Below are 24,933 nucleotides of genomic sequence, written 5' to 3'. Positions count from 1 at the left end.
CCCAGCTCTACGGCCAAGCCGGCCGGTCGATCAGCCGGCCCGTTTCAGCCAACCCAAAGGGCCGGGCATCTTTCCGCCAGGATCAGAGGCGATCGGCTCGGACGTACCAAGGGGTATGCCCTTCGCCAATCGCCTCTGCCCTGACGAAAACCTGCTCCGGCAGAATGCTTCAATCTAACCAGGAAAGGCTCTAACGGCCTTGGGTTCATGCTGGTGCGATGGGGATCAACTCCCACCATACTCTATATAGCACTTCGGAATCCCGAAATTGGCTGCACCTTTGAAATCGCTGCATATTTTCCTGCGGCGACGACGCTGAAAACGCGTCGGATTTCGGAATCCCGAAGCGGGGGGATTTCGGGATTCCGAAGTGGGATTTTTTTCGCCCCGCCGTTTTCTCGCTGAGCAGGATTATCCCATCTCCCGGGTGCTCGCCGTCAGAAAGTCGATGAAGGTGCGGACCTTGGCGGAGAGATATTTGCGGCTCGGATAGACGGCGTAAAGTGTGCTGTTGAAACCGAGTGTGATGGCGGGAAGCACGATTTCCAGGCGGCCGGCTTCGATATCCTGCTCGGCCATCCATGCCGGCAGGAAGGCCAGGCCCATGCCGCGCAGGGCCGCGAGATGCATAATTGTCTCATTGTCGCTGAGCATCACGGTGCGGAAGGTGATCTTGTGTGGTCCGTCAGGACCTTCCAGCGACATGCTTGCCCCGAGGTTGACGCCGGAGTAGCGAAGCAATGCATGGCCGTTGAGTTCGGCGACGTTTTGAGGCCGCCCGGTTCGCGCGAGGTAATCCGGTGAGGCCATGAGACGAAACTGCACATTCGTCAGTGGGCGGGCGACGAGACCGGGATCGAGCCGGTCCTGCGACGTTGCCCGCAGCGCAAGATCGAAACCTTCGTCAACCAGGTTCACCAGCCGGCCGCTGAGATCCAAGTCCAGGCAGACATCGGGGTAGCGCCGGTTATAGGCTGCCAGCATGTCTGTAAAATAGCCGGTTGCCGCCCAAACCGGCGCACTCAATTTCAGGGTACCGCGGGGCGCCACCGTCACATTGCCGATGGCGTCTTCCACCTCGTCCAGCCGTTCGAGCATCTCCCTGGTTTGGTTGAAATAAAGCCGCCCGGTCTCCGTCAGGCTGACATGGCGGCTGGTTCGGTTGAGCAGCCGCGTCCCCAGCCGGTTCTCGAGCTGCATCACATGCTTGCTCGCCATTGCCGGTGAGACGCCAAGGCGATCGGCGGCAGCGGTGAAGCTTTTCAGTTCGGCGACGGTGCAGAACACCCGCAGGCTCGTCAACGTATCCATTGATCATCAACATCCAGGAAATGGTTCTTCAATATCCGCCACATTGATCAATAACAGAGAAAAAATCAAAATCTTCCCATCGAAGTGCCGCCCCCAATGCTCATGGCAATGATGCGAAGGACAATTCCGGTGACAAATTCCAGACTCCCGACCTATTTCGTCAGCCATGGCGGCGGCCCCTGGCCCTATATGACGGGCGAATTCCGCCGCAACTTCGATGTGCTCGAACAGTCGCTGGTCGACATGCGCGCCGAACTCGGTGATGCGCCGAAGGCGATCCTCGTGGTCTCGGGTCACTGGGAAGAGGATGGTTTTGCCATATCGTCGGGGGTCAAGCCGGGCATGGTCTACGATTATTCCGGCTTTCCCGAACACCTCTATCACATCACCTACAATGCCCCCGGTTCGCCCGATCTCGCAAACCGCGTGCGGCATCTGCTGCGGGCGAGCGGCATCGAAGCGGTGCTCGATCCGACCCGCGGTTACGATCACGGCACTTTCAGCATCATGAAGCCGCTCTATCCGGAAGAGAACATCCCCGTTGTGCAGCTTTCGCTGGATGCGGGTTACGATCCGACGCTGCACATCAGCGTCGGCCGGGCACTTGCGCCGTTGCGTGACGAGGGCGTCCTGATCATCGGCAGCGGTCTCAGCTATCACAACCTTTCGGCGATGCGCGGCACGGGCGGATATGAGCCGTCCCGCCGCTTCGACGCCTGGCTTCAGGAAACGCTGGTTCACACGGCCTGCGACAAGCGCACCGAGCGGCTGCTCGAATGGCAGCAGGCGCCGGCCGCGCGGGCGGCGCATCCGCGCGAAGACCATCTCATCCCGCTGATGGTGGTGGTCGGCGCCGCCGAGAACGAAGCCGGCGCCACCACCTATCACCAGAAGGACTTTGCCGGCGGGCTCACCGCATCGAGCTTCCGTTTCGGCCGCGTGCCCTCGACCCCTCAATCACATGGAGATGCGCAATGACCAGCGAAACCTTCAAGCCGATCGTCTACCTCAAGGAAAACTGCCCCTTCTGCCTCAAGGTTCGCCTCTTCCTTCTGGAATCGGGTCTGGCATCGGACGTGGAAAGCCGCGACTTCGTTCCTGGAACCGAGCAGGAGGAGAAGATCCGGGCGGAGCTGTCGCCGCATCTCGACAGAGTGAGCTTTCCTTCGGCACAGCTCGAGCCCGGCCGCTACGTCACCGAATCCGACGATATCATTGCATTTTTCGCAGCGAAGGCCGGCCGCGATCCGGCGGGCATGACGGTTTACCGGAACTATGTCGATGGGGTCTTCGCCATGTCGATGAAGCTCTGGAAAGAAAACCAGGAACTGAAGAAGGTGGCCTCCGCCGCCTGACCTCCCATCAACCTCTTTGGAGAAACTCGATGATCAATACCGGCAAATGGACGCCATACGTGCTCGCACTTCTGCGCATCATGGCGGCCCTACTCTTCCTCGAACATGCCACCATGAAGTTTCTGCAGTTTCCGGGTCCGATTCAAGGCGTACCCTATCCGCTGCCCGCCCTCCTGCTGGTTGCAGGCGCAATCGAGGTGATCACCTCTGCTCTGATGCTCGTCGGATTTCAAACGCGCATCGCCGCATTCATCGCTTCGGGCGAAATGGCTGCCGCCTATTTCATGGGCCACATGCCGTATGGCTTCTGGCCCGCGCTGAACATGGGTGAAGGCGCCATCCTGTTCTGCTTCATCTTTCTCTACATCGCCTTTGCCGGCGGCGGAGCCTGGACGCTCGACAACACGCGTCGTCCCGCCACGGCCTGAGACGGCGCCATCCGGAAATCGCCTATGCCCGGCTGCCGGGCGGCAGTTGGGCATAGGCGCAACGAAACGCTGAAATTCTGGAGACGCCATGAAAGCGGCACTTCTCAAATCCTACGGTGATGTCGACCAGTTCGAAATCGCGGACCTTCCGGCGCCGAAGCCCGGACCGGGCGAAGTCCTGATCAAGATCGAGGCATCCGCCGTCAACCCTTTCGATCTCATTCTCCGCCAGGGCTTCATGGCCCAGTATATCCCGCTTCCGCTGCCGGCGGTGCTCGGCGGTGACGCCGCCGGCACCATCTCGGCCCTCGGCGAAGGCGTGACCGGTTTTGCGGTCGGCGAGCGGGTCGTCGCCGATTTTGCCGCAAACGGCAAAGGCGCCCATGCAGAGTATGGTGTCGTTGCCTCGACATCCATCGCAAGGCTGCCCGCCGCACTCGGCTTCGAGCAGGGCGCCTCGCTGGTCAAGGCAGGTCTTACCGGCCGGCAGACCGTCGAAGCGCTCGGCGTCAAGGCCGGCGACCGGGTTCTGGTTTCCGGCGGCCTCGGCACGGTCGGACGGTCCGCCATCCAATACCTCAAGCAGATCGGCGCCCAGCCGGTTGCCGGCGTCCGGCCCGAGCGCCTGAACGAAGGCCGGGGGCTGGCGGGCGAAGCGCTCGACATCACGGTTGCCGCCGCAAGCCCGAGCTTCAACTATGCGATCAGCACGGCCGGCCCGGTGGCCGGCAACCTCATCGGTCATGTCCGCGACGGTGGCGCGATTGCGAGCATCGTTCCGGTGCCGGAAGGCGCCAATGCCGCAGGCCGCGTTATCGTCCGTGAACTCTACCATCGCACCGACGCGGCCATGCTCGACGCTATTCTGGCGTCCGCCGCCAGCGGTGAGCTGGTGATCCCGATTTCCCACACCTTCACCCTGGAGCAGGTCGGCCTTGCCCAGAACGCGGTTGCGGCAGGTGCTCCCGGGAAGGTCGTTCTCAAACACTGAAAGACAGAGACGCGGCCCCGCGCCGCGTTAACCCCATCGACCGGCATGAGGTTCTTCATGCCGGCCGTCTCGGCCGCTTGTGCAGTTTTTCTGTTCCGCTGCTCCTCAAAGGCGGATTTTTCCCGTCGCCCTTGTCGATTTTCGCATCCTCCAATCGTCATGCCAACGATGTGCTAGAATTCCCTTTGCGGCTTCAGCGCGTCCTTGGGCGCGTCAGAGACGCGCGGCAACAGAAGGAGGACATGTCATGGATAACCAGCATCTGGTCCCCGCAGCCGTGCTTGCGGCAAAGAATGGCGTCCGGTTTCCCAATGAGACCGAGGAATATCGTAGCGCCCGCGACGCGCTGCTCGCCGAAGAGATCGAATTGCGCCGGCACATCGAGCGTGTCGCGAGGCAGCGGCGGGCGCTGCCGCCGGGCGGCGAAGTCAAGAAGGATTATCGCTTCGAAGGCGCCGGCGGGCCGATCTCGCTCACCGAACTCTTCGCGGATAAGCAGACGCTGATCGTCTACAGCTACATGTTCGGCCCCCAGCGCGAGCGCCCGTGCCCGATGTGCACCTCGCTGCTGTCGGCCTGGGACGGCGAAGTGCCCGACATCCAGCAGCGCGCCGCCCTTGCGGTCGTTGCCCGCTCGCCGATCGGAAAGCTGCTCGCCTTCAAGAAGGAGCGCGGCTGGCATCACCTGCCGCTCTATTCCGACCTGACCGATGAATACAGCCGTGATTATCACGCGGTCGGCAGGGACGGCGGCGATGGCGCTGCCTTCAACGTCTTCACGCGGCGCGACGGGACCATCCGCCACTTCTGGAGCCAGGAAATGGGCGACGTCACCTCCGATCCCGGCGAGGACCCGCGCGGCGCGCCCGATCTGATGCCGCTCTGGACCGTGCTGGATTCAACGCCGGAAGGCCGGGCGCCGGACTGGTATCCGAAGCTGTCCTATTGATGGCATATCGCTTCGTCAGCCTGTGGATCGGTTTCTCGACGTTTCGATCCATTCGAGGTTGGCGACTGCGGCCTCCGGCAGCGGTGTCGGATCGACGTCGTAGACATAGCCGGCGAGCATGTCGGCGGCGCGTTCCGCTGCCTTGATCTTCGCCTCGGTTTCCGCAACCGCCTTGCCGATGGCTTCGATGCGAGCGCGGAACATGTGCGCGAGCACATCGCGGCCGGACTGTTTTTCGAGCCGTTCCAGATGCAGGCCGATGCGCGAGGCGTGGCGTTCCAGCTCGCTCTTGCTGAACCGGGCCTTGCGCAGTTCCTCCGAAAGGCTTTCCTGCATGACGGCGACGGGATCGAAACTTCCAGGCACGCGCTCGTCGAGCACTGCGTCGGTGACGAGCTTCTCGATCATGACGAGCGCCTGCAACTCGGCGGCGTCGGCGAGTTCGACGTCATAGCCGGTATCGTCATAAACCTTGCGGCGGACGGGATCGAGAAGCAGCCCATAGGCCTTCTGCAAAGTGTCGAAAGCGTCTGTATCCCCGCCCGAATCGGGGTGGGCGACCTTGGCCAGACGCCGATAGGCGGCCTTCAGCTGCGTCTCGTTCGCATCGCGTTCAACGCCGAGAATATCGTATGGATCCGTCACGCCTGCTCCCTTGCTACCCAACGTGGTGGGCAGTCTAGGTCTTCTTCTGCATCAGAAAGGCGAAGTTTAGACCGAAAGCAGGAATGACGTCCATGGCCCGAAAAAGCAACGGTTCGCGCGAATGCCCGCGCCGTTTTTCGATTGTCCAATTTTTTCAAGCGGTTGCGCTAAGATCAGCCGGTGGCGATCGAAGCAAGATAACAGATTGCCTTGCCATCGATTTCGACTTCGGTTCCCACCGCATCCGTCATCAGCAGCGCATCGCCTGATGCAAGCGTGCCGGTCTCGTCGCCCTGCCGGAACGACAGGCCACCATGGTGGCAGAGAAGCAGGCATGTCGACGACGTCAGCGGTACGATCCTGCCGCCATCGATGTCGATCCGAACCAGCGTGTGGACGAGCCCGTCGCGGCGGGTCATGACGTTGAGATCGGTGATCGCGCCGTCCTGGAGCCTGGCGGCGACCGGGATATCCGCCGGGAAGGCGAGCGGATCGCTCGCCGTCGTCAGCAGCTCGGGCGTTTTGCCTTCGATGTCGAGCGCCATGCCGTTGCCGTCGAGAATCACCAGCGTTCGGTCGATGCCGGGAAAGATCGAGAACGGCCCGTCGGCTGCGACGGTCGCCATGCTGACGCGCCAGTCGAAGCCGGCAAGGCCGGCCTCTTCGGGCGAAACGGCGATCTCCACCGTTTCGCCGCCGCCGTTTTTCCACGGCATGCGCTTGTGATCGGCAGCGCGCAGGATCCTCAACGGTCTCAGTTCCCGAGAATGCCGGGCAGGCGCAGGCCCTTGTCCCGGGCGCAGTCGAGGGCGATGTCGTAGCCGGCATCGGCGTGGCGCATGACGCCGGTCGCCGGGTCGTTCCAGAGCACCCGCTCGAGGCGCTTTGCCGCATCGTCGGTACCATCGGCGCAGATGACGACGCCCGAGTGCTGAGAGAAGCCCATGCCGACGCCGCCGCCGTGATGCAGCGATACCCAGGTGGCGCCCGAGGCGGTGTTGAGCAGGGCGTTCAGCAGCGGCCAGTCGGAGACGGCGTCCGAGCCGTCCTTCATCGCTTCGGTTTCGCGGTTCGGCGAGGCGACGGAACCGGAATCGAGGTGATCGCGGCCGATGACGATCGGAGCCGAAAGCTCGCCGTTCCTGACCATTTCATTGAAGGCCAGAGCCAGGCGGTGACGGTCGCCGAGACCGACCCAGCAAATGCGCGCCGGCAGGCCCTGGAAGGCGATGCGCTCCCTGGCCATGTCGAGCCAGTTGTGCAGGTGGGTATTGCCGGGGGTCAGTTCCCTCACCTTGGCATCGGTCTTGTAGATATCCTCCGGGTCGCCTGAGAGGGCCGCCCAGCGGAAGGGGCCGATGCCGCGGCAGAACAGCGGTCTTATATAGGCCGGCACGAAGCCTGGGAAGGCGAAGGCGTTTTCCAAGCCTTCTTCCTTGGCGACCTGGCGGATATTGTTGCCGTAGTCGAGGGTCGGAATGCCGGCATTCCAGAAAGCGATCATCGCTTCGACATGCTCGCGCATCGAGGCGCGTGCCGCTTTTTCCACCGCCTTGGGATCGCTCTCGCGCTTGGCCTTCCATTCGGCCATCGTCCAGCCCTTCGGCAGGTAGCCGTTGATCGGGTCGTGCGCCGAGGTCTGGTCGGTGACCATGTCGGGGCGGATGCCGCGGCGGACCATTTCCGGCAGGATTTCGGCGGCATTGCCGAGCAGCCCGACGGATTTCGCTTCGCCAGCCTTGGTCCAGCGGTCGATCATCTCCAGCGCCTCGTCGAGCGTCTCGGCCTTGGCGTCGAGATAGCGGGTGCGTAGGCGGAAATCGATCGAGTCCGGATTGCATTCGACGGCGAGGCAGCAGGCGCCGGCCATGACGGCAGCCAGCGGCTGGGCGCCGCCCATGCCGCCGAGGCCGCCGGTCAGGATCCATTTGCCCTTGAGATTGCCGCCGTAGTGCTGGCGGCCGGCCTCGACGAAAGTCTCGTAGGTGCCCTGCACGATGCCTTGCGTGCCGATATAGATCCACGAGCCGGCCGTCATCTGGCCGTACATGGCAAGGCCCTTCTTATCCAGCTCGTTGAAATGATCCCAGGTCGCCCAATGCGGCACCAGGTTGGAATTGGCGATCAGCACCCGCGGCGCATCCTTGTGGGTGCGGAACACGCCGACCGGCTTGCCGGACTGGACGAGCAGCGTTTCTTCTTCCGTCAGCGTCTTCAGCGTCGCGACGATGCGGTCGAAATCCTCCCAGGTGCGGGCGGCGCGGCCGATGCCGCCGTAAACGACGAGCTCGTTCGGATTTTCGGCGACATCGGGGTCGAGATTGTTCATCAGCATGCGCAACGGCGCTTCGGTCATCCAGCTCTTGGCATTGAGATCGTTGCCGCGGGGCGCGCGGATTTCACGGATATTGTGACGTGGATTGGTCATGGCGGTTCCCCTGTCGTTATCGTTTCAGGCCTGGTGCGATCTGTTCGATGCGCACCAGAATGTCTCTGAGATGGACGCGAAGTCGGTCTGCCCTCGCGGTGTCGTAGGCAAAGGGCGGCGTCTCGGTCTTGAGATGCGTCGACTGCGCAAGCTCCATCTGGATCGCATGCACACCGGTCTCCGGCCGGCCATAATGGCGGGTCGTCCAGCCGCCCTTGAAGCGGCCGTTGAGCACGCTGTCATAGCCTTCCGCGGCTTCGACGACGGTCAGCGTCGCCTGCTCGATGGCGCCGTCGCAGGTCTTGCCCATATCGGTGCCGATATTGAAATCCGGCAGCTTGCCTTCGAAGAGGAAGGGAATATGCGAGCGGATCGAGTGGCAATCGTAAAGGATCGCCACGCCGTGGATCGCCCTGACGCGCTCGATCTCGGCGGCAAGGGCGGCGTGATAAGGCGCATGGAAATCCCTGAGCCGCGCCGCGATATCGGCCTCGTCAGGCGCCTTCCCATCCTTCCAGATCGCCTTGCCGTCGAAGTCCGTTTCCGGGACGAGGCCGGTGGTGTTCTGGCCGGGATAGAGGCTGACGCCGGCCGGATCGCGGTTGGCATCGATCACATAGCGGTGGAAGGTGGCACGTACGGTCGTGACGTCATCGAGCAGGCCGTCATAGAGCTGGTGGATGTGCCAGTCGGTATCGGCCAGGATTTGGCCGTTGTCGTTGAGCCGGCCGGCAATCTCCGCCGGCACCTCGGTTCCGGTGTGGGGGAAGGCGAGGATGACGGGGGAGGTGCCCCGACGGAGTTCGACGATGGGAGTGCTCATGGCAAAAACCCCTCCTCAACCCCTCCCCACAAGGGGGAGGGGCTAGAGCCAGCCTTACGTTCTGTGCTCAAGAATGACCGCTGCGAGGGCCACAGGTTAAGCCTCTCCCCCTTGTGGGGAGGGGTTGGGGAGGGGACTTTTTTCATCATCACGATCAGCCCTCCAAAACCGGCAGAATGCCCGATGAAACGGCGGCGTTCAGCGCACCCGTCGCCACCAGCTCAGCCGCGGCGGCGAGGTCGCCCGCCATGTAACGGTCGCTGTCGAGGCTCGGCACCTGGCTGCGGATCGCGGCGATCGCCTTTAGAAGCTCGGGGCTGGTCGACAGCGGCGCGCGCAGTTCGACGCCTTGCGCGGCGGTCAGCGCCTCGATGCCGATGATGCCGAACAGGTTCTCGGTCATCCCGAGCAGACGGCGAGCACCGTGGCAGGCCATGGAGACATGGTCTTCCTGGTTGGCCGAGGTCGGCGTCGAATCGACCGAGGCCGGGTGCGACATCTGCTTGTTCTCCGACATCAGCGCTGCCGAGGTGACCTCGGCGATCATCAGGCCGGAATTCAGGCCCGGCTTCTTGGCGAGGAAGGCCGGCAGGCCGTAGGACAGCACCGGGTCGACCAGCAGCGCGATGCGGCGCTGCGAGATGGCGCCGATCTCGCAGACGGCAAGCGCGATCTGGTCGGCGGCGAAGGCGACGGGTTCGGCGTGGAAATTGCCGCCGGAGACGACGGAATTGTCCGAGAGTACCAGCGGATTGTCGGTGACCGCATTGGCCTCGATTTCGAGCGTGCGGGCGACCGAGCGCAAGAGATCGAGGCAGGCACCGTCGACCTGCGGCTGGCAGCGGATGCAATAGGGATCCTGCACGCGCTCGTCGCCTTCGATATGGCTCTGGCGAATGACCGATCGTTCGAGCAGGGCGCGCAAGGCGGAGGCTGTGTCGATCTGACCCTTATGGCCGCGCAGGGTGTGAATATCCGGATGGAATGGCGCCGAAGAGCCCATGGCGGCATCGGTGGACATGGCGCCGGTGATCAGCGCCGCCTGGGCGGCGCGATGGGCGCGGAAAAGGCCGGCCAGCGCCAGCGCCGTCGAGGTCTGCGTGCCGTTGATCAGCGCCAGGCCCTCCTTGGCGGCGAGCACGACCGGTTTCAGCCCGGCTCTCTTGAGGGCTGCGGCACCAGGCAGACGTTCGCCGGCGAAGAAGGCTTCGGCCTCGCCCATCATCACCGCGGCCATATGGGCGAGCGGCGCCAGATCGCCGGAGGCGCCGACCGAGCCCTTTTCCGGGATCAGCGGGATGACGCCCTTCTCCAGCATGCCTTCGATCAGCCGCACCAGCTCCAGCCGCACGCCGGAGGCGCCGCGCCCGAGCGAGACCAGCTTCAGCGCCATGATCAGCCGGACGATATTTTCCGGCAGCGGCGCGCCGATGCCGCAGCAATGCGACAGGATGAGATTGCGCTGCAGCGTGGCGACGTCGGCGCTGTCGATCTTGATCGAGGCAAGTTTGCCGAAACCGGTATTGATGCCATAGACCGGCGCATTGCCGGCGGCGATCTCGGCGATGCGGGCGGCGGCCTTGGCGATACCGGCATCGAAGGATGGGTCGAGTCTTGCCGGCTCCCCCGTCCAATAGATGATTTCGAGATCCTTGAGCGAGACGGAGCCCGGGTGGAGCGTGATGGTCATCGACCGTTCCTTTCGCCCTTGAAGACGCGTGCGTGAAGTGGGTTGAAGCCGATGCGGTAGACGAGCTCGGCAAGGCTCTCGATATTCCAGACGGCGAGATCGGCGGATTTGCCGGCTTCGAGCGTTCCGGTCTCGCCGATGAGGCCGAGCGCGCGCGCACCTTCGCGGGTGGCGCCGGCGATGCATTCCTCGACGGTGAGGCCGAACAGCGTCGCCGACATGTTCATGGTGAGCAGCATCGAAGTGAGCGGCGAGGTGCCGGGATTGCAATCGGTGGCGATCGCGATCGGCACGCCGGCCCGGCGCAGCGCTTCCACCGGCGGCTTCTGCTTTTCATGGATGGCGTAGAAGGCGCCGGGCAGCAGCACGGCGACGGTGCCGGACGCGGCCAGTGCGGCAACGCCTTCCTCGTCGAGATATTCGAGATGATCGGCGGAAAGCGCGCCATAGGCGGCGGCCAGCTTGGCGCCGCCGAGATTGGAGAGCTGTTCGGCATGCAGCTTGACCGGCAGGCCGAGCGCCTTGGCCTTGTCGAAGACGCGGGCGATCTCGGCTGTCGAAAAGGCGATGCCTTCGCAGAAGCCGTCGACGGCATCGGCAAGGCCGAGATTATACATGTCGTCGAGGCCGGGCAGCACGACATCGTCGAGATAGTCGCTGTTGCGGCCCTTATAGTCGACAGGTGTGGCATGGGCGCCGAGATAGCTGGTGGCGACGCGGACCGGCCTGACATGGCCGAGCAGGCGGGCGCTCTGCAGCATCTTCACTTCGCCGCTTCGGTTCAGCCCGTAGCCGGATTTGATCTCGATTGTCGTCACGCCTTCGGCAAGCAGCGTATCGAGCCGCGGCAGCGCCGCGCTGACGAGTTCCTCGACCGACAGCGCATTGGTCGCCTGCACAGAGGAGACGATGCCGCCGCCGGCCCGCGCAATCTCCTCATAAGTCGCGCCTTCAAGGCGCATTTCGAACTCGCGGGCGCGATTGCCGCCGTGAACGATATGGGTGTGGCAATCGACGAGGCCTGGAGTGACCCAGCGGCCTTCGAGGTCGACGATGTCGGAATGTTCGATGGCGGAGGCCGGCAGGTCGCTTTCGGCGCCTGAAAAGGCGATGCGGCCGTTTTCGATCAGAACGGCGCCCTTCTCGACGATGCCGAGCCCTTCCTTCTCAGGCGCGAGCGTCGCCAGGCGCGCATTGCGCCACAGTGCCGGCCTGACCTCGGCGGATGCGGTGCCTTCTGAAAAATTGTTCCCGGTCATCAGCTTTGCGCCTTTCCTTATGCCGAAACATGTATATACATAATAAGCAGGTGACAAGAGAAATTTTGCGCGCTCTTCTGGAAAAGAAAGATCGGCGGCGCGGCAGAAGGGGAGAAAAGGCCATGACCATACTTCACGCAGGCACTGCTCTGACGCCGCAAGGCTGGCAGAAGGATGTGCGGCTGACGCTCGAAGCCGGGCGTATCGCCCGGGTCGAGGTGGGCGTTGCCGCCGCGCCCGGCGATGAACGCCACGCCCTGATCGTTCCGGCCATGGGCAACCTGCACAGCCATGCCTTCCAGCGGGCAATGGCCGGTCTTGCCGAAGTGCGCGGTCCGGCAAACGACAGCTTCTGGAGCTGGCGCACGGTCATGTACAAATTCGCTTTGGCGATGACGCCTGAACATGTCGAGGCGGTCGCCGCCAAGCTTTATGCGGAAATGCTGGAGGCAGGTTTTTCCCGCGTCGGCGAGTTCCACTATCTCCATCACGACAGGGACGGCGGCGCTTATGCCAATATCGCCGAGCTTGCCGAACGTATCGGCGCGGCGAGCCAGGAGACCGGCATCGGCCTGACCTTGCTGCCCGTCTTTTATGCCCATTCCGGCTTCGGCGGCGCTCAGCCGATCGACGGCCAGCGGCGTTTCATCAATTCGCTCGAAAGCTTCGAAAGGCTGATGGAGGGATGCCGTGGAGTGACCGGCCGGCTCGACGGCGCCGAACTCGGGCTGGCGCCGCACAGCCTGCGCGCCGCAACCCCGGAGGAACTGGATAGGGTCGTGCCGATGGCGGGCGACGGCCCGATCCATATCCATGTCGCCGAGCAGGTGAAGGAGGTCGAGGACTGCGTCGCCTGGTCGGGCGCGCGGCCGGTGCAATGGCTGCTCGATCATATGCCGGTGGATGAGCGCTGGTGCCTGATCCATGCAACGCACATGACCGAGGACGAGACGCGGCGGATGGCCAAAAGCGGCGCGATCGCCGGCCTCTGCCCGATCACCGAAGCCAATCTCGGCGACGGCGCCTTTGCCGCGCCGCTTTTCCTCGAAGAGGGCGGACGATATGGCATCGGTTCGGATTCCAACGTGCTGATCTCCGTACCGGAGGAGCTGCGCCAGCTCGAATATTCGCAGCGCCTGGCGCTGCGTGCCCGCAATGTCGTCGCAGCCCCCGGCGGATCGACGGCGCTTTGCCTGTTCAACCAGGCGCTTGCCGGCGGCGGTGCGGCGCTCAAAGCCCCAGCCGGCCTTGCCGAGGGCCATTCCGCCGATCTCGTTTCGCTCGATATGTCAGCCGTTCCCTATCTCTCCGGCGATCAGATCCTCGATCATTGGCTGTTTGCCGGCGGCGTTTCCGTCGATTGCGTCTGGGCGCGTGGCCGCAAGCAGGTGGCGGACGGCCGTCATCTCAAGCGCGATGCCATCGACCGGCGTTTCCTCGCCGCGATGGGGGAATTGCTGGCTGCCTGAAAAAGCGCTTTTCATGAGCGGGGCATTCGGACTAGATCGGGAAACCAATCGGAACGTGGCGATGAATCAGAGCAGGGATCCCACCTTGCACCAGCGCATCCTCGGCGAGATCGAGGGCCGTATCGTCTCGGGCGAATGGCCGCCGGGGCACCGTATTCCCTTCGAAGTCGATCTCGCCACGCAGTATGACGTCTCGCGCATGACGGTGAACAAGGTGCTGACCCAGCTCGCCAAGGCCGGACTCATCGAGCGTCGCAAGAAATCCGGCAGCTTCGTCACCCAGCCGCAGGCGCAATCGGCGGTTCTGGAGATCCACGACATCAAGGCCGAGGTGCAGTCGCTGAGCCTGCCCTATTCCTATACCGTCGCGAAGAAGGCGAGCCGCAAGGCCAAGGCGGAGGATAGCCGCCGGCTGGAACTGCCGGTGGCGTCCTCGGTCGTCGAGGTCGTCTGCATCCACAATGCCGGCGCACGGCCCTTCTGCCTGGAGGAGCGGCTGATCAGCCTGGCGACCGTGCCTGAGGCCGCCGATGCCGATTTCCTGACGATGGCGCCGGGACCGTGGCTGCTCAACCAGGTGCCATGGAGCACCGCCGAACACCGGATCCACGCCGTCTCCGCCGGTGCCGAGGTCGCCGCCGCACTCGATATCGCCCGCAACACTGCCTGTCTGGTGGTCGAACGCCGCACCTGGAGCGGCGCCGGCCCGGTGACGCATGTGCGCTTCACTTATCCCGGCGATCGTCACGCGCTGGTGGCGCGTTTCACGCCGGCATCGCAATAATCCCATGTTCCATATACAACATGGCGGCTGTTTTCATTCCTCGAACATCTTGCCGCTGCGCGCTTCGAGCCGGTAGCGATAGCCGGGATAGACGAGGCGGGCTGTGGAGACCACCTGTTTTGCCGACCATGTGCGCCGGCGGATCGTCAGGCATGGTTCGGTCTTCAGGATAGTCAGGAGTTTGCATTCCCAGGCCTGCGGCATCGCCGCCTCGACGACGTGTTCGGAGCCGCTGAGCGGGGCGGCGGCCGTCAGATAAGCGTTCGGCGTCAGGGTGGTGAAATCCTGATCGAGATATTCGGGCGCGGCCTCCGGATGGACGAAACGGTCCTCGATCTGCACCGGAACGCCGTTTTCGCTATGCACGATCAGCGAATGGAAGACCGCCGCGCCGATTGCCAGTTCGAGCGCGTCGGCGATCTCAGGAGAGGCCGTTTCCTGGGCAAGAACGACGACGGAGGCCTCGTGGGCATGGCCGCGTTCGGCGATTTCCTCGGCGATGTTGCGCACCTCGAACAGCGCCGAATAGCCCTTGCGCTCGGCGACGAAGGAGCCGACACCCTGGATGCGGACGAGCTCGCCTTCATTGGCAAGTTCGCGCAGTGCCCGGTTGGCGGTCATCTTGCTGACGCCGAGTTCGACGACCAGCTCGTTTTCCGACGGCACGCGGTATTTCGGCGGCCATTCGCCGCTGTGGATGCGGTCGAGGATCACCTGCTTGACGCTGGCGTAAAGCGGCGTGCTATCATTTTCCGCCAGCTCGCGCTTCATCTCCCCGGAACGCTTCATTGCCTATTCCTTTTGCACGAATGGAATTCGCCACATAAACCGACTTTCCTCTTGCATATCACAAAATATCTCATATGGTACCATATACAACCTCCCAATCGGTCCTGGACACAGAAATAGGACGGAAAGGGCAAGCCGGCGAAGATCGGCGTGGCGCCGCAAGGTCTGTTTCAACTCCAGAGGAGAATTCATCAATGAAATTCAGCACAATCCTGTTTTGCGGCGTCGCCGCTCTTTCCGCCTTTGCCGCTCCCGCCTTCGCCAAGGACTGGACGAAGGCGACCATCACGCTCGAAGGCGCCTATGCGCCGTGGAACCTGACCAATGCCGACGGCACGCTCGGCGGCTTCGAGCCGGAGCTTGCCAAGGTGCTGTGCGAACGCGCCAAGATCGAATGCACGCTGGTTGCTTCCGATTGGGACGGCATGATCCCGGCGCTCAATGCCGGCAAGTTCGACGTCATCATGGATGCGCTGTCGATCACCGAGGAGCGCAAGCAGGTCATCGACTTCACCATTCCCTATGCTGCGACGCCCGCCGCCTTCGCCACCGCCAAGGACAGCCCGCTGGCGAAAGCCGCCGGCACCGGCGGCACGATCAAGATGACGCCCGGCCAGACCGGCGTGAAGGAGATCGAGGCGCTGAAGGCTGCCTTCAAGGGCAAGACGATCGGCATCCAGGCGGCGACCGTCTACGCCAAGTTCGTCTATGACAATTTCGGCGATATCGCCGAGATCCGCGAATACAAGACCGGTGCCGACCGCGACCTCGACCTGCAGAATGGCCGCATCGACCTCGGCTTCGACGACGCCGTCTATTTCGCCAATGCCTTCAAGAGCGCCAACGACACGCTCGACTTCACCGGTCCGGAGATCGTCGGTTCGATCTGGGGCGAGGGCGAAGGTCTCGGCGTCCGCAAGGCCGATACGGATCTGCGCGACAAGTTCAACGAGGCGATCAAGTCGACGCTTGCCGACGGCACCGTCAAGAACCTCTCGATGAAGTGGTTCAAGGTCGACGTCAGCCCGCAGCAGTAAGCGCTTCGGCCTTTTGGCCGCAGGCGCCGGTCTCCGGCTTTGTCGCCGGAGACCGCGTGTTATTCTCGATCCATAAAACACTGCCACGGACGGGGAACGGACGATATGGCAAGCTTGGAACTGCTTGGCTTCGGCTCGACGGGATGGGGCGCGCTGCTCATTCTCGCCGCCTTGATGACGCTGGCCGTCACCGCGACGGCGCTGGCGATCGGCGCGGTGCTGGGTGCGCTCGTCGCGGGCGCGAAGCTCTCCGGCAACCCCTTCCTCGTCGCGCTGGGGAACGTCTATACAACAGTGTTTCGCGGCGTTCCGGAACTGCTGATCATCTATCTCATCTATTTCGGCGGCTCCTCGGCCGTCACCTCGATCGGCAAGGCGATGGGTTACGAAGGCTTTCTCGGCCTGCCTTCCTTTGCCGCCGGCGCGCTTGCCGTCGGCATCATCTCCGGCTCCTATCAGGCGGAGGTGTTCCGCGGCGCCTTCCTCGCCATCTCCAAGGGTGAGCTGGAAGCGGCCTCGGCGATCGGCATGCATCGCGGCCTGCGCTTTCGCCGGATCATCATGCCGCAGGTGCTGCGGCTCGCCATTCCCGGCCTCGGCAATGTCTGGCAGCTCAGCCTCAAGGATTCCGCACTGATCTCCGTCACCGGCCTTGCCGAACTGATGCGCACCAGCCAGGTCGCGGCCGGCTCGACGCGGCAATATTTTCTGTTCTTCATCGCCGGCGGCTGCCTCTATCTGATCCTGACCAGCCTTTCCGACCGCATCTTCAACGGCGCCGAACGCCGCGCCAATCGCAGCATGCCGGCATCCGCCATGGGCCAGGCGTAAGGAGGCGATGATGGACTTCACCTTTCTCGCTTCGACCATGGTGACGCTGCTCAAGGCGGTGCCGACGACGCTGATCCTGTTTTCTCTGTCGATCTTCTTCGGCGGCCTGCTGGCGCTGGTCATCGTCTCGATGCGCGTCAGCGGCAACCCTCTGCTTATGGGCTTCGCCAAGGGCTATATCTTTGTCTTCCGCGGCTCGCCGCTGCTGATCCAGATGTTCCTGGTGTTCTACGGCCTCGGCCAGTTCGGCGTCATCCGCTATTCTTTCCTCTGGCCGTTCCTGCGCGAGCCGATGGTCTGCGCCGTGCTGTCGCTGGCGCTCTGCACGGCCGGTTACACGGCGGAGATCTTCCGCGGCGGCATCCGCGCCGTTTCGCCGAAGGAAATCGAGGCGGCCCGCTCGATCGGCATGTCCGGCTTCCTGCTGGTGCGCCGCATCCTGGCGCCGATCGCCTTCCGCCACGCGCTGCCGGCCTATTCCACCGAGATCGTGCTGATGATGAAGTCGACGGCGCTCGCAAGCCTCGTCACCGTCTGGGAGGTCACCGGCGTCGCCCAGCGGCTGATCTCGCAGACCTACCGCACGATGGAAGTCTTCCTCTGCGCGGCGATCATCTATCTCGTTCTCAACTTCATCATCCTGCAGGGCATGGCCCTGCTCGAATATTCGCTGTCCCGACACCGCCGCGCGGCCCCGCAGCCGCTGAAGGCATAAGCGATTTGACCTGATTGGAGCAACCATGCCAGGCGTAACCCGACTTTCGGTCCGCAATATCCGCAAGAGCTTCGGCACGCACGAGGTGCTGCGCGGCATTTCCCTCGATGCCGAGGACGGCGATGTGATTTCGCTGCTCGGCGCCTCCGGCTCCGGCAAATCGACCTTTCTGCGCTGCATCAACATGCTCGAGACCGCAAGCGACGGCGAGATCTGGGTCGATGGCGAGCACATCGAGATGGTGCACAAGAACGGCCGCAGCAAACCGGCCAGCCAGAAGCAGGTCGATCATATAAGATCCGAACTCGGCATGGTGTTCCAGTCCTTCAATCTCTGGTCCCATATGACGATCCTGCAGAACGTCATCGAAGGCCCGATCCATGTGCTGAAGCGGCCGCGCGCCGACTGCATCGCCGAGGCCGAAGCGTTGCTCGAAAAGGTCGGCATCGCCGACAAGCGCCATGCCTATCCCGCCCATCTTTCCGGTGGCCAGCAGCAGCGCGCCGCAATCGCCCGCGCCCTGGCGATGAAGCCGAAGGTGATGCTCTTCGACGAGCCGACCTCGGCGCTCGATCCGGAACTCGTCGGCGAGGTGCTGCGCGTCATGCGCGCGCTTGCCGAAGAGGGCATGACCATGCTCGTCGTCACCCATGAGATGAGCTTTGCCCGCAACGTCTCCAACCGCGTCGTCTTCATGCGCGAGGGACTGATCGAAAGCAGCGGCAAGCCGGACGAGATGTTCACCGGCGGCGCCACACCCGCCTTCCGCCAGTTCATCGGCCATTTCGGAAGCGGCCAATGACCATCACCATCGATAAAGTGCTGACCTGGCGCGACGTCGCGCGCGTCGGGGCAGGAGAGGCGCTTGCGCTGTCGCCGGCCGCCTGGGCGCGGGTCGAGCAGGCAAGCCGCATCGTCGCCAGCATCGTCGAGTCGGGCGTGCGCGCCTATGGCGTCAATACCGGTGTCGGGGCGCTGGCCGATACGGTCGTCGATCGCGCCTCGCAGAGCCTGTTGTCGCGCAGCATCGTGCTCAGCCACGCCTGCGGCGTCGGCCCGTTACTCGATGCCCGCGCGGTGCGCGCCATCATCGCCGCGCAGATCGCCAATTTCGCCCATGGCCATTCCGGCGTGCGGCGCGAGATCGTCGAGCATCTTACAGCCCTGTTGGCGCATGATTGCATTCCCGATGTGCCGTCGAAGGGCTCGGCGGGCTACCTCACCCATAATGCCCATACGGCGCTCGTGTTGATCGGCGAAGGCAGCGCCACGTTGGGCGGCCAACGCCTGAGCGGCGGCGAGGCGCTGGCCGCGATCGGCTTCGAACCGCTGGTGCTTGGCGCCAAGGAGGGGCTTAGCCTCGTCAACGGTACGGCCTGCGCCACCGGTTTGACCGCCACCGCACTTTTGCGCGCCGAACGGCTGCTCGACTGGGCCGATGCGGTCGCGGCGCTGACGCTGGAGGCAGCAGGCTGCCAGATCGCCGCTTTCGATTCGGCGGTGCTGGCGCTGCGCCCATCGGCGGGGATCGAAAAGGTGGGAGCGACGCTGCGTGCCCGGCTTCAGGGTAGTGGCCTTGTCGCTGCCGCCTTCAGCCGGCGCACCCAGGATGCGTTGAGCTTGCGTTCGGTGCCGCATGCGCATGGCGCGGCGTGGGATGTCTTCGACAATTCCGCCCGCATCGCCGATCAGGAGCTTGCCTCGGTGACGGACAATCCGGCCGTCTCAGGCACGCCGGAGCAGCCGATCGTCTCCTCCGAGGCGCATGCGGTGGCGCCGGCGCTCGGACAGGCGGCCGATAGCCTCGCCATCGCGCTGGCGCAGATCGGCGCGATCAGCGAGCGGCGCATGGACCGGCTGGTCAATCCGCTGGTGAGCGGCCTGCCGCCGTTTCTGGCGAGCGATGCCGGCAGCCATTCCGGCTTGATGATCGCCCAATATACCGCCGCAGCCCTCAGCAACGACAACCGCCGGCTTGCCGCACCGGCGGCCCTGGACGGCGGCCTGACCTCCGGCCTGCAGGAAGATTTCCTTGCCCATCCGACGGCGGCCGCCGGCAAGCTGCTCGCCGTCATCGACAATGCCGAATATATCCTGGCGATCGAGCTGATGGCCGCTGCCCAGGCGCATGATTTCCTGGCGGCGACCGCGCCGCGGGCGGCGGGCACGGATGTCGTCTACCAGGCCGTGCGGCAGCGTGTCTCTCATTACGGCGACGAGCGGCCGCTCAATCGCGATATAGAGGCCGTGCGCAGCCTGATCCGCGAGATCGCGCCGCCGGCTGTCTAAGCGAGTCGTCAGAACGGCTTGCTTGACGCCGAATCCTGCTTGGTCTTTTCGCCGGCCTCGAGGCGCTTGAGGCACTGGGCGAAGGTGGGGTAGAGCTGGTCCACCCGTGACAGCGGCAGCGTCCAGTCGCCTTCGTCGCCGGCAAAGGTCAACTGCACGTCAGGCGTTCCGGCAAAGGAATTCTTGATGAGCTTCTTCAGGCCGCCACTTCCCTTGCTGCCCACGGGCCAGAGGCGAAGCGTGTTCTTGTCGAAGAATTCGGCGGCGACCACTTTCGTCGCATTGCGATCGGTCAGCGTCACCTCGGTCTTGGTGGCGGCCGGAATGTCCCATGTGGTCTTGGTGACCAGCCAGAAGGTCTCGGTGGCGCTCTGGCGGAATTCCATGGTTTTGCCGAGCTCGCTGTTCCACAGCAGCCGGCAATAGGCAGGCTGCTCGCTGGCAAAGCCGACCGACCATTGTCTCGCCCCGCCCATCCATTCGGTCTCGCCGAGCGCCGCGACCGGCTGCAGGACGGCTGCCATCAAAACCATCGTGGTCAGAATTTTCATCGCCGAAACCATCTCCAGGACAATCGGCTCCAGCCATAGCAAAAGAAGGTTGAGCTTTTGCTACCGGGCGTTCCGGTTGGCTTCAGCATGTCTCCAAATGCCGCAAGGGCTTGAATTTGCGGCTCGCCTTGCCGATCTGGCGAGGAATGACATGATGTGAAGGGAGTTCGATGGCGGCATGAGCGAGGTTCAACGACGCGGATTTTTGGCGAGGCTCACCGCATATGAGCCGCTGACGCTGATCATGCTGGCATCGGTCGCCGGCGGGCTGTTCGTGCTGCAGCGGCTGACGAGCGAGGTGCTCGAAGGCGAGACATTCCGTTTCGACGAAACGATCCTGCTGGCGCTGCGGCGGCCGGGCGAGCTTGGCGTGCCGATCGGCCCTGGTTGGCTGACGCATGCCGTCAGCGATATCACCAGCCTCGGCGGCGTCACCGTTCTCTCGCTGATGACGGTCCTCGTCACCATCTATCTGTTGCTCGACCGGCGCTGGCCGATCGCGCTCTTCCTCTTCTCCTCGGTATTGACCGGCTGGCTGGCGAGCGCGACGCTGAAGATCCTCGTCGCCCGGCCGCGCCCCGATATCGTGCCGCATCTGGTCGAGGTCAGCGATCTCAGCTTTCCCTCCGGCCACGCCATGGTCTCGGCGGTGACCTATCTGACGCTCGGCGCGCTGCTGGCCCGGACACAGCGTTACCCCTCGACGCGGATCTTCGTCATGGGGGCCGGGGTTTTCCTGGCCGTCATCATCGGTTTGAGCCGGATCTATCTCGGCGTCCATTACCCGACGGATGTCTTCGCCGGATGGTGCGCCGGGGCGCTCTGGGCACTCGGCTGCTGGCTGATCTCGAAACGCTTCATTCCGAGCCGCGCCCCTGACGATGCGGCCGAAGCCGAAAACGGCGGCGGCAGACAGCGCGATCTCTAGGCCAGGCGGCTCACTCTCATGTTTGTGGCGCCGCATCCCTGCGGCGCCACAAAAGACCGATTAGGTGCGCGGCTTCAGATTTTCCGGGTCGTAGATCGGCTTGTAGCCGACGCCGACAACCTCGACCGGATAGGTCTCGGCAAAGTATTCGACATTCAGCTTGCGACCGACCTGGCAGTGCGACCAGGGCAGGTAGGCGAGCGCAATGTTCTTGCCGACCGTGGGGCCGTAGGCGATCGAGGTCGTGTAGGAGCGGCGGCCGAGCTCGTCGACCAGGACCTCTCCGGTGGCGGGATCGACGACCGGCAGGTTGCCGAGCGGATAACGCTTCACGCCCGATTTATCCGTATTCTCCGTCATCACAAGTGTGCAGAGCATGGCCGGCTGGTGTTCACGCGCCTTGTATTCCAGATGCTTGGCCTTGCCGCGGAAATCGGCTTCCTTGACCTTCGGACGGGCGAGATCGGCTTCGATCAGATTGTACTGGGTCAGGAGGTCGGCGTTCTGCAGGCGCAGGCTCTTTTCCATGCGGCGCGAGTTTGCATAGGTCTCGACGCCGAAGGCCATCACGCCGGTGGCGCGCAGCGCATCCCAGACGGCGAGGCCGTCTTCGTACTTCATGTGCAGTTCCCAGCCCTGCTCGCCGACATAGGAGATGCGGAAGGCGGTGACGGACTTGCCGGCGATTTCGATCGGCTTGATCGCCGCAAAGGCGAAGTTTTCCTGATCGAGCCCGGCCGGATCGGCCACGGCCTTTTTCAGCGTGTCGCGGGCGTTCGGACCCCAGATGCCGATCGTCACGAATTTCTCCGAGACGTCGGTGATAGTCACGTCGAGGCCGCGGTCTTCGGCGACCCGCTTCATATAGTACAGGTCGCGCGGGCCGGCGTCGGCGCCGTTGACGAGACGGCAGCGGTCGGCCATGCGGAAGACGGTGAAGTCGGCGCGGACCATGCCTTCATCGTCGAGGAAGTGGGTGTAGACGCCCTTGCCGATGTTGGCATCGCCGCCGACCTTGGCGGCGCACAGCCATTCCATCAGCTCGACATGATCGGGCCCCTCGATATCGACCATGTGGAAGTGGCTGAGATTGACGATGCCGCAATCCTCGCTCATCGCCAGGTGCTCGGCATTCGAGACGCGCCAGAAATGGCGGCTGTCCCATTCGTTCTCACGGGCCGGGACGCGGTCGGCATATTTCTGCAGAAGGTGCTCGTTGGCGGCGTAGCCGTGCGCACGCTCCCAGCCGCCCAGCTCCATGAAGTAGCCGCCCAGCTCCTTTTCGCGCTCGTAGAAGGGCGAGCGCTTGGCATTGCGGCCGGATACATAGGGTTCGCGGGTGTGAACAGCCGGGAAATAGATCTTCTGGGCGGCCTCGTAGCAGCGGCCCTCGATGAACTCTTCCGTCAGCTGATGCGGATAGAAGCGGGCGTAGTCGATGCTGTTGTGATCGATTTCGGTGCGGCCGTCGGTCATCCAGTCGGCGATCAGCTTGCCGTAGCCCGGGCCGTCCTTGACCCAGATGGCAACGCAATACCAGAGACCCCTGACCTTCTGGCTCTCGCCGCAGGATGCGCCGCCGCTGGCGGAAACCTGCAGCAGGCCGTTGAAGGAGTGGCCTTCGTTGTAGCCGAGTTCGCCGAGGATCGGCGTCAGTTCCATGGCGCGCTCAAGCGGCTCGATGATCTGTTCCATCTCGAGGTCACGCTGCGAGGGCGAAAGGCGCGCTTCGTGTTTTTCGAGAATATCGCGCGGATGGCACATGCGCGGATTGTTGGCTTCGTAATAGCCCCACTCGATCTGGCCACCTTCCGTCGTCGCGGGGTCGCCGGTATCGCGCATATAGGCGGAGTTGCCCTGGTCGCGCAGCAGCGGGAACCCGATTTCCTTGCCGGTGCCTTCGAACTCGTTATAGGGGCCGAAGAAGGTGAGCGGGTGATCGACCGGCATGACCGGCAGGTCTTCGCCGACCATCTCGGCGATCAGGCGGCCCCAGAGGCCGGCGCAGACGATGACGTGGTCGGCCATGATCGTGCCGCGATGGGTGACGACGCCCTTGATGCGGCCGCCTTCGACGATCAGCGACTTGGCCGGCGTGTTGCCGAACACCTGCAGCTTGCCGGCCTTTTCGGCGGCATCGACCAGCTTGCCGGCAACGGTCTGCGAGCGCGGAATGACCAGGCCGGCATCCGGATCGTAAAGACCGCCCATCACCTGATCTTCCTCGATCAGCGGGAACTTCTCCTTGATCTCGGACGGGCTGACATAATGGGCGCGGGTGCCGAAAGCCCGGGCCGAGGAGAGCTTGCGCTTGATTTCCTCCATCCAGGCATCGTCGCCGGTGCGCGCCACTTCGAGGCCGCCGATGCGGGCGTAGTGGCCCATCTTCTCATAGAAATCGATCGAATATTGCGTCGTCCAGACCGACAGATAGTCGTGGCTGGTGGTGTAACAGAAGTCCGAGGCATGGGCTGTCGAGCCGATATCGGTCGGGATGCCCGACTTGTCGATGCCGACAATATCGTCCCATCCGCGCTCGACGAGATGATGCGCGATGGAGGCGCCGACGATACCGCCGAGGCCGATGATGACGACCTTTGCCTTTTCCGGAAATGCTGCCACGTGCTGTTCCTTCTACTGATCGGACGAACTAAAATTTTGCCAGCCGCCCTCGACTTGCGACAGGGGCATTATGCATCAGGCGGATGATCGCCATTGGTCCTACGCCGCCGAGGACCGGCGTGATTGCGCCAGCGGGGCTTGCCAGGCGCCCCGGGATCACGGCGCCGAAATCGCCTGGAGCCGGTCGATATCCACCAGCACGATGTCGTCGGAAACCGGCTCGCGATTGTGCAGGCGGAACCATTCCACCGCTTCGCGCACACGCTCTCCATGCGGGCCTGGATAGGCGCCGAGGCCGAGGACCCATTCGCGCACGGTCTCGCGCTCGATTCGCCCGGCCCGGTATCGATCGCAGACGGTTTTCGCCGAGGCGACGAGATCATTGATGCTTTTCACGACGATTCCTCAGTGAACGGACGGCTCTTCATCGTCGAGAAAGGATCGAATGCCATCGCGCGCGACAGTGGCGAGGAATTCGTCGAACGCTTCCCGGTCGGTGGCAAAGGGCTCGTCCCAACGGATCAGATCCTCGCCTTGCGTGACGACTTCCATCGTCCAGTCTTCATTGCTGCCGGAGGTGCGGAAGATATCGACGAGCACGGTGATCCCGTCATCGCTGAATTCTCCGGCCAGTTCCGAGTGTTCGAGCTTCTGCTTCTTCGTCATCATTCAGCCACCCGCGCCGGGCGGCGCGTCGTTTTCGAGATATTCTTCATATTGAACCGTTTCGGTCTCGTTGGTGTCGATCGAATTTGTCCGTTTGGCAAGGCGCACACCGGCCCCTCCACCGTTTTCCGGGATGAAAACGACGCCGCCTGCTTCGAGCGCCTGCTTCATATCCTGAAGGGTTCGGTCATAGGGCGAGCGTTTGCCGGCCTCGAAATTGGCGATCGTCGCCTTGGCGACGTTTGCGGCCGAGGAGAGATCGTCCTGCGACCAGGCCAGCAGGGCGCGCGCGGCGCGGCATTGGGCGGGGGATAGAGACATAAGGATAACCCTACATCAAAAGTGTGATTCTGCCTCGGGGAGATTTCCGGAC

General features: G+C 63.6%; 26 protein-coding genes. 13 read left to right on the top strand and 13 right to left on the bottom strand.

Features of this window, described 5'->3' with window-relative positions:
- Positions 1 to 411 precede the first annotated feature (411 nt).
- Positions 412 to 1,311: a LysR family transcriptional regulator gene (locus AF337_RS17285; RefSeq protein ID WP_049733021.1), complete on the bottom strand. Its 900-nt coding sequence runs from the start codon at positions 1,309 to 1,311 to the stop codon at positions 412 to 414.
- A 129-nt stretch (positions 1,312 to 1,440) separates the two neighbouring features.
- On the opposite strand from AF337_RS17285, the gene AF337_RS17280 reads away from it, so the two are divergent.
- The 5 genes from AF337_RS17280 (at position 1,441) to AF337_RS17260 (ending at position 5,034) form a co-directional block, all read left to right on the top strand.
- Positions 1,441 to 2,289 carry a DODA-type extradiol aromatic ring-opening family dioxygenase gene (locus AF337_RS17280; protein WP_152971114.1) on the top strand — a complete coding sequence of 283 codons (849 nt, stop codon included), beginning with the start codon at positions 1,441 to 1,443 and terminating at the stop codon, positions 2,287 to 2,289.
- Positions 2,286 to 2,666 (top strand): glutathione S-transferase N-terminal domain-containing protein, encoded by a 381-nt coding sequence (locus tag AF337_RS17275; RefSeq protein WP_049733019.1) that lies wholly within the window; start codon positions 2,286 to 2,288, stop codon positions 2,664 to 2,666. The genes AF337_RS17280 and AF337_RS17275 overlap by 4 nt, the downstream gene beginning before the upstream one ends.
- Positions 2,667 to 2,695: 29 nt before the next feature.
- Positions 2,696 to 3,094, top strand: coding sequence for a DoxX family protein (locus tag AF337_RS17270; protein ID WP_049733018.1), 399 nt, complete (start codon positions 2,696 to 2,698; stop codon positions 3,092 to 3,094).
- A gap of 88 nt (positions 3,095 to 3,182) precedes the next feature.
- Entirely contained in the window at positions 3,183 to 4,085 is a 903-nt protein-coding gene (locus AF337_RS17265; RefSeq protein ID WP_049733017.1) for an NADP-dependent oxidoreductase, read from the top strand.
- 247 nt (positions 4,086 to 4,332) lie between these two features.
- Positions 4,333 to 5,034 carry a DUF899 family protein gene (locus AF337_RS17260; protein WP_049733016.1) on the top strand — a complete coding sequence of 234 codons (702 nt, stop codon included), beginning with the start codon at positions 4,333 to 4,335 and terminating at the stop codon, positions 5,032 to 5,034.
- Positions 5,035 to 5,049: 15 nt separating this feature from the next.
- On the opposite strand, the gene AF337_RS17255 is transcribed toward AF337_RS17260, so the two are convergent.
- The 6 genes from AF337_RS17255 to hutI all read right to left on the bottom strand — a co-directional run bounded on the left by AF337_RS17255 (position 5,050) and on the right by hutI (position 11,879).
- The gene (locus AF337_RS17255) at positions 5,050 to 5,679 is read right to left on the bottom strand and encodes a J domain-containing protein (RefSeq protein WP_049733015.1); all 630 of its coding nucleotides are present in this window, start codon (positions 5,677 to 5,679) and stop codon (positions 5,050 to 5,052) included.
- Positions 5,680 to 5,852: 173 nt separating this feature from the next.
- Positions 5,853 to 6,428, bottom strand: a complete 576-nt coding sequence (locus AF337_RS17250; RefSeq protein ID WP_049733014.1) for a HutD/Ves family protein — start codon at positions 6,426 to 6,428, stop codon at positions 5,853 to 5,855.
- A 5-nt stretch (positions 6,429 to 6,433) separates the two neighbouring features.
- On the bottom strand, positions 6,434 to 8,107 hold the full coding sequence (hutU, locus tag AF337_RS17245; protein WP_049733013.1) for a urocanate hydratase: 1,674 nt from the start codon (positions 8,105 to 8,107) through the stop codon (positions 6,434 to 6,436).
- Between the two features lie 16 nt (positions 8,108 to 8,123).
- Positions 8,124 to 8,930, bottom strand: coding sequence for an N-formylglutamate deformylase (gene hutG / locus AF337_RS17240; protein WP_049733012.1), 807 nt, complete (start codon positions 8,928 to 8,930; stop codon positions 8,124 to 8,126).
- 154 nt (positions 8,931 to 9,084) lie between these two features.
- Positions 9,085 to 10,620 carry a histidine ammonia-lyase gene (gene hutH, locus AF337_RS17235; RefSeq protein WP_049733011.1) on the bottom strand — a complete coding sequence of 512 codons (1,536 nt, stop codon included), beginning with the start codon at positions 10,618 to 10,620 and terminating at the stop codon, positions 9,085 to 9,087.
- Positions 10,617 to 11,879, bottom strand: coding sequence for an imidazolonepropionase (gene hutI / locus AF337_RS17230; RefSeq protein ID WP_049733010.1), 1,263 nt, complete (start codon positions 11,877 to 11,879; stop codon positions 10,617 to 10,619). The genes hutH and hutI overlap by 4 nt, the downstream gene beginning before the upstream one ends.
- Positions 11,880 to 12,001: 122 nt before the next feature.
- On the opposite strand from hutI, the gene AF337_RS17225 reads away from it, so the two are divergent.
- Together AF337_RS17225 and hutC (AF337_RS17220) are read left to right on the top strand one after the other, a co-directional pair.
- A complete protein-coding gene (locus AF337_RS17225; RefSeq protein ID WP_049733009.1) occupies positions 12,002 to 13,348 on the top strand; it encodes a formimidoylglutamate deiminase in 1,347 nt (448 codons plus the stop codon).
- 61 nt (positions 13,349 to 13,409) lie between these two features.
- A complete protein-coding gene (hutC, locus tag AF337_RS17220; protein ID WP_049733008.1) occupies positions 13,410 to 14,132 on the top strand; it encodes a histidine utilization transcriptional repressor HutC in 723 nt (240 codons plus the stop codon).
- Positions 14,133 to 14,165: 33 nt separating this feature from the next.
- Here the strand turns inward: hutC (AF337_RS17220) and hutC (AF337_RS17215) are convergent, their stop codons facing one another.
- The gene (gene hutC / locus AF337_RS17215; protein WP_049733007.1) at positions 14,166 to 14,921 is read right to left on the bottom strand and encodes a histidine utilization transcriptional repressor HutC; all 756 of its coding nucleotides are present in this window, start codon (positions 14,919 to 14,921) and stop codon (positions 14,166 to 14,168) included.
- A 194-nt stretch (positions 14,922 to 15,115) separates the two neighbouring features.
- Here hutC (AF337_RS17215) and AF337_RS17210 point away from each other — a divergent pair, with 194 nt between their 5' ends.
- The 5 genes from AF337_RS17210 to AF337_RS17190 all read left to right on the top strand — a co-directional run bounded on the left by AF337_RS17210 (position 15,116) and on the right by AF337_RS17190 (position 19,793).
- Complete coding sequence (locus AF337_RS17210) at positions 15,116 to 15,958, top strand: transporter substrate-binding domain-containing protein (RefSeq protein WP_049733006.1); 843 nt, start codon at positions 15,116 to 15,118, stop codon at positions 15,956 to 15,958.
- A gap of 105 nt (positions 15,959 to 16,063) precedes the next feature.
- The gene (locus AF337_RS17205) at positions 16,064 to 16,789 is read left to right on the top strand and encodes an ABC transporter permease (protein ID WP_049733005.1); all 726 of its coding nucleotides are present in this window, start codon (positions 16,064 to 16,066) and stop codon (positions 16,787 to 16,789) included.
- A 10-nt stretch (positions 16,790 to 16,799) separates the two neighbouring features.
- On the top strand, positions 16,800 to 17,504 hold the full coding sequence (locus AF337_RS17200; RefSeq protein ID WP_049733004.1) for an ABC transporter permease: 705 nt from the start codon (positions 16,800 to 16,802) through the stop codon (positions 17,502 to 17,504).
- Between the two features lie 25 nt (positions 17,505 to 17,529).
- Positions 17,530 to 18,306: an ABC transporter ATP-binding protein gene (locus tag AF337_RS17195; protein WP_049733003.1), complete on the top strand. Its 777-nt coding sequence runs from the start codon at positions 17,530 to 17,532 to the stop codon at positions 18,304 to 18,306.
- Entirely contained in the window at positions 18,303 to 19,793 is a 1,491-nt protein-coding gene (locus AF337_RS17190; RefSeq protein WP_049733002.1) for an HAL/PAL/TAL family ammonia-lyase, read from the top strand. The genes AF337_RS17195 and AF337_RS17190 overlap by 4 nt, the downstream gene beginning before the upstream one ends.
- An 8-nt stretch (positions 19,794 to 19,801) precedes the next feature.
- Here AF337_RS17190 and AF337_RS17185 read toward each other — a convergent pair whose 3' ends face one another.
- A complete protein-coding gene (locus AF337_RS17185; RefSeq protein WP_049733033.1) occupies positions 19,802 to 20,344 on the bottom strand; it encodes a hypothetical protein in 543 nt (180 codons plus the stop codon).
- A gap of 178 nt (positions 20,345 to 20,522) precedes the next feature.
- On the opposite strand from AF337_RS17185, the gene AF337_RS17180 reads away from it, so the two are divergent.
- Complete coding sequence (locus tag AF337_RS17180; RefSeq protein WP_049733001.1) at positions 20,523 to 21,272, top strand: phosphatase PAP2 family protein; 750 nt, start codon at positions 20,523 to 20,525, stop codon at positions 21,270 to 21,272.
- A gap of 60 nt (positions 21,273 to 21,332) precedes the next feature.
- Here AF337_RS17180 and AF337_RS17175 read toward each other — a convergent pair whose 3' ends face one another.
- The 4 genes from AF337_RS17175 to AF337_RS17160 form a co-directional block, all read right to left on the bottom strand.
- A complete protein-coding gene (locus AF337_RS17175) occupies positions 21,333 to 23,894 on the bottom strand; it encodes a GcvT family protein (RefSeq protein ID WP_049733000.1) in 2,562 nt (853 codons plus the stop codon).
- A gap of 156 nt (positions 23,895 to 24,050) precedes the next feature.
- On the bottom strand, positions 24,051 to 24,290 hold the full coding sequence (locus AF337_RS17170) for a hypothetical protein (RefSeq protein WP_049732999.1): 240 nt from the start codon (positions 24,288 to 24,290) through the stop codon (positions 24,051 to 24,053).
- A gap of 9 nt (positions 24,291 to 24,299) precedes the next feature.
- The gene (locus AF337_RS17165; protein ID WP_049733032.1) at positions 24,300 to 24,560 is read right to left on the bottom strand and encodes a hypothetical protein; all 261 of its coding nucleotides are present in this window, start codon (positions 24,558 to 24,560) and stop codon (positions 24,300 to 24,302) included.
- Between the two features lie 3 nt (positions 24,561 to 24,563).
- Positions 24,564 to 24,881 (bottom strand): helix-turn-helix domain-containing protein, encoded by a 318-nt coding sequence (locus AF337_RS17160; RefSeq protein WP_049732998.1) that lies wholly within the window; start codon positions 24,879 to 24,881, stop codon positions 24,564 to 24,566.
- Positions 24,882 to 24,933 lie beyond the last annotated feature (52 nt).

It is taken from the genome of Rhizobium ecuadorense, assembly GCF_001187535.1.
GTDB lineage: Bacteria > Pseudomonadota > Alphaproteobacteria > Rhizobiales > Rhizobiaceae > Rhizobium > Rhizobium ecuadorense.
Note: the sequence above shows the minus strand (reverse complement) of the source record. Positions and strands in the feature narration are given on the sequence as shown.

Bases quoted from the DNA above. Each gene is read 5' to 3' on its own strand.
- AF337_RS17180 (WP_049733001.1), top strand. From the start codon at position 20,523: ATGAGCGAGGTTCAACGACGCGGATTTTTGGCGAGGCTCACCGCATAT.
- hutI (WP_049733010.1), bottom strand. From the start codon at position 11,879: ATGACCGGGAACAATTTTTCAGAAGGCACCGCATCCGCCGAGGTCAGG.
- AF337_RS17285 (WP_049733021.1), bottom strand. From the start codon at position 1,311: ATGGATACGTTGACGAGCCTGCGGGTGTTCTGCACCGTCGCCGAACTG.
- AF337_RS17210 (WP_049733006.1), top strand. From the start codon at position 15,116: ATGAAATTCAGCACAATCCTGTTTTGCGGCGTCGCCGCTCTTTCCGCC.
- hutG (WP_049733012.1), bottom strand. From the start codon at position 8,930: ATGAGCACTCCCATCGTCGAACTCCGTCGGGGCACCTCCCCCGTCATC.
- AF337_RS17260 (WP_049733016.1), top strand. From the start codon at position 4,333: ATGGATAACCAGCATCTGGTCCCCGCAGCCGTGCTTGCGGCAAAGAAT.
- AF337_RS17270 (WP_049733018.1), top strand. From the start codon at position 2,696: ATGATCAATACCGGCAAATGGACGCCATACGTGCTCGCACTTCTGCGC.
- AF337_RS17190 (WP_049733002.1), top strand. From the start codon at position 18,303: ATGACCATCACCATCGATAAAGTGCTGACCTGGCGCGACGTCGCGCGC.
- AF337_RS17195 (WP_049733003.1), top strand. From the start codon at position 17,530: ATGCCAGGCGTAACCCGACTTTCGGTCCGCAATATCCGCAAGAGCTTC.
- AF337_RS17205 (WP_049733005.1), top strand. From the start codon at position 16,064: ATGGCAAGCTTGGAACTGCTTGGCTTCGGCTCGACGGGATGGGGCGCG.
- AF337_RS17265 (WP_049733017.1), top strand. From the start codon at position 3,183: ATGAAAGCGGCACTTCTCAAATCCTACGGTGATGTCGACCAGTTCGAA.
- AF337_RS17200 (WP_049733004.1), top strand. From the start codon at position 16,800: ATGGACTTCACCTTTCTCGCTTCGACCATGGTGACGCTGCTCAAGGCG.
- AF337_RS17160 (WP_049732998.1), bottom strand. From the start codon at position 24,881: ATGTCTCTATCCCCCGCCCAATGCCGCGCCGCGCGCGCCCTGCTGGCC.
- AF337_RS17185 (WP_049733033.1), bottom strand. From the start codon at position 20,344: ATGAAAATTCTGACCACGATGGTTTTGATGGCAGCCGTCCTGCAGCCG.
- hutU (WP_049733013.1), bottom strand. From the start codon at position 8,107: ATGACCAATCCACGTCACAATATCCGTGAAATCCGCGCGCCCCGCGGC.
- hutC (WP_049733008.1), top strand. From the start codon at position 13,410: ATGAATCAGAGCAGGGATCCCACCTTGCACCAGCGCATCCTCGGCGAG.
- AF337_RS17225 (WP_049733009.1), top strand. From the start codon at position 12,002: ATGACCATACTTCACGCAGGCACTGCTCTGACGCCGCAAGGCTGGCAG.
- hutH (WP_049733011.1), bottom strand. From the start codon at position 10,620: ATGACCATCACGCTCCACCCGGGCTCCGTCTCGCTCAAGGATCTCGAA.
- AF337_RS17165 (WP_049733032.1), bottom strand. From the start codon at position 24,560: ATGACGAAGAAGCAGAAGCTCGAACACTCGGAACTGGCCGGAGAATTC.
- hutC (WP_049733007.1), bottom strand. From the start codon at position 14,921: ATGAAGCGTTCCGGGGAGATGAAGCGCGAGCTGGCGGAAAATGATAGC.
- AF337_RS17275 (WP_049733019.1), top strand. From the start codon at position 2,286: ATGACCAGCGAAACCTTCAAGCCGATCGTCTACCTCAAGGAAAACTGC.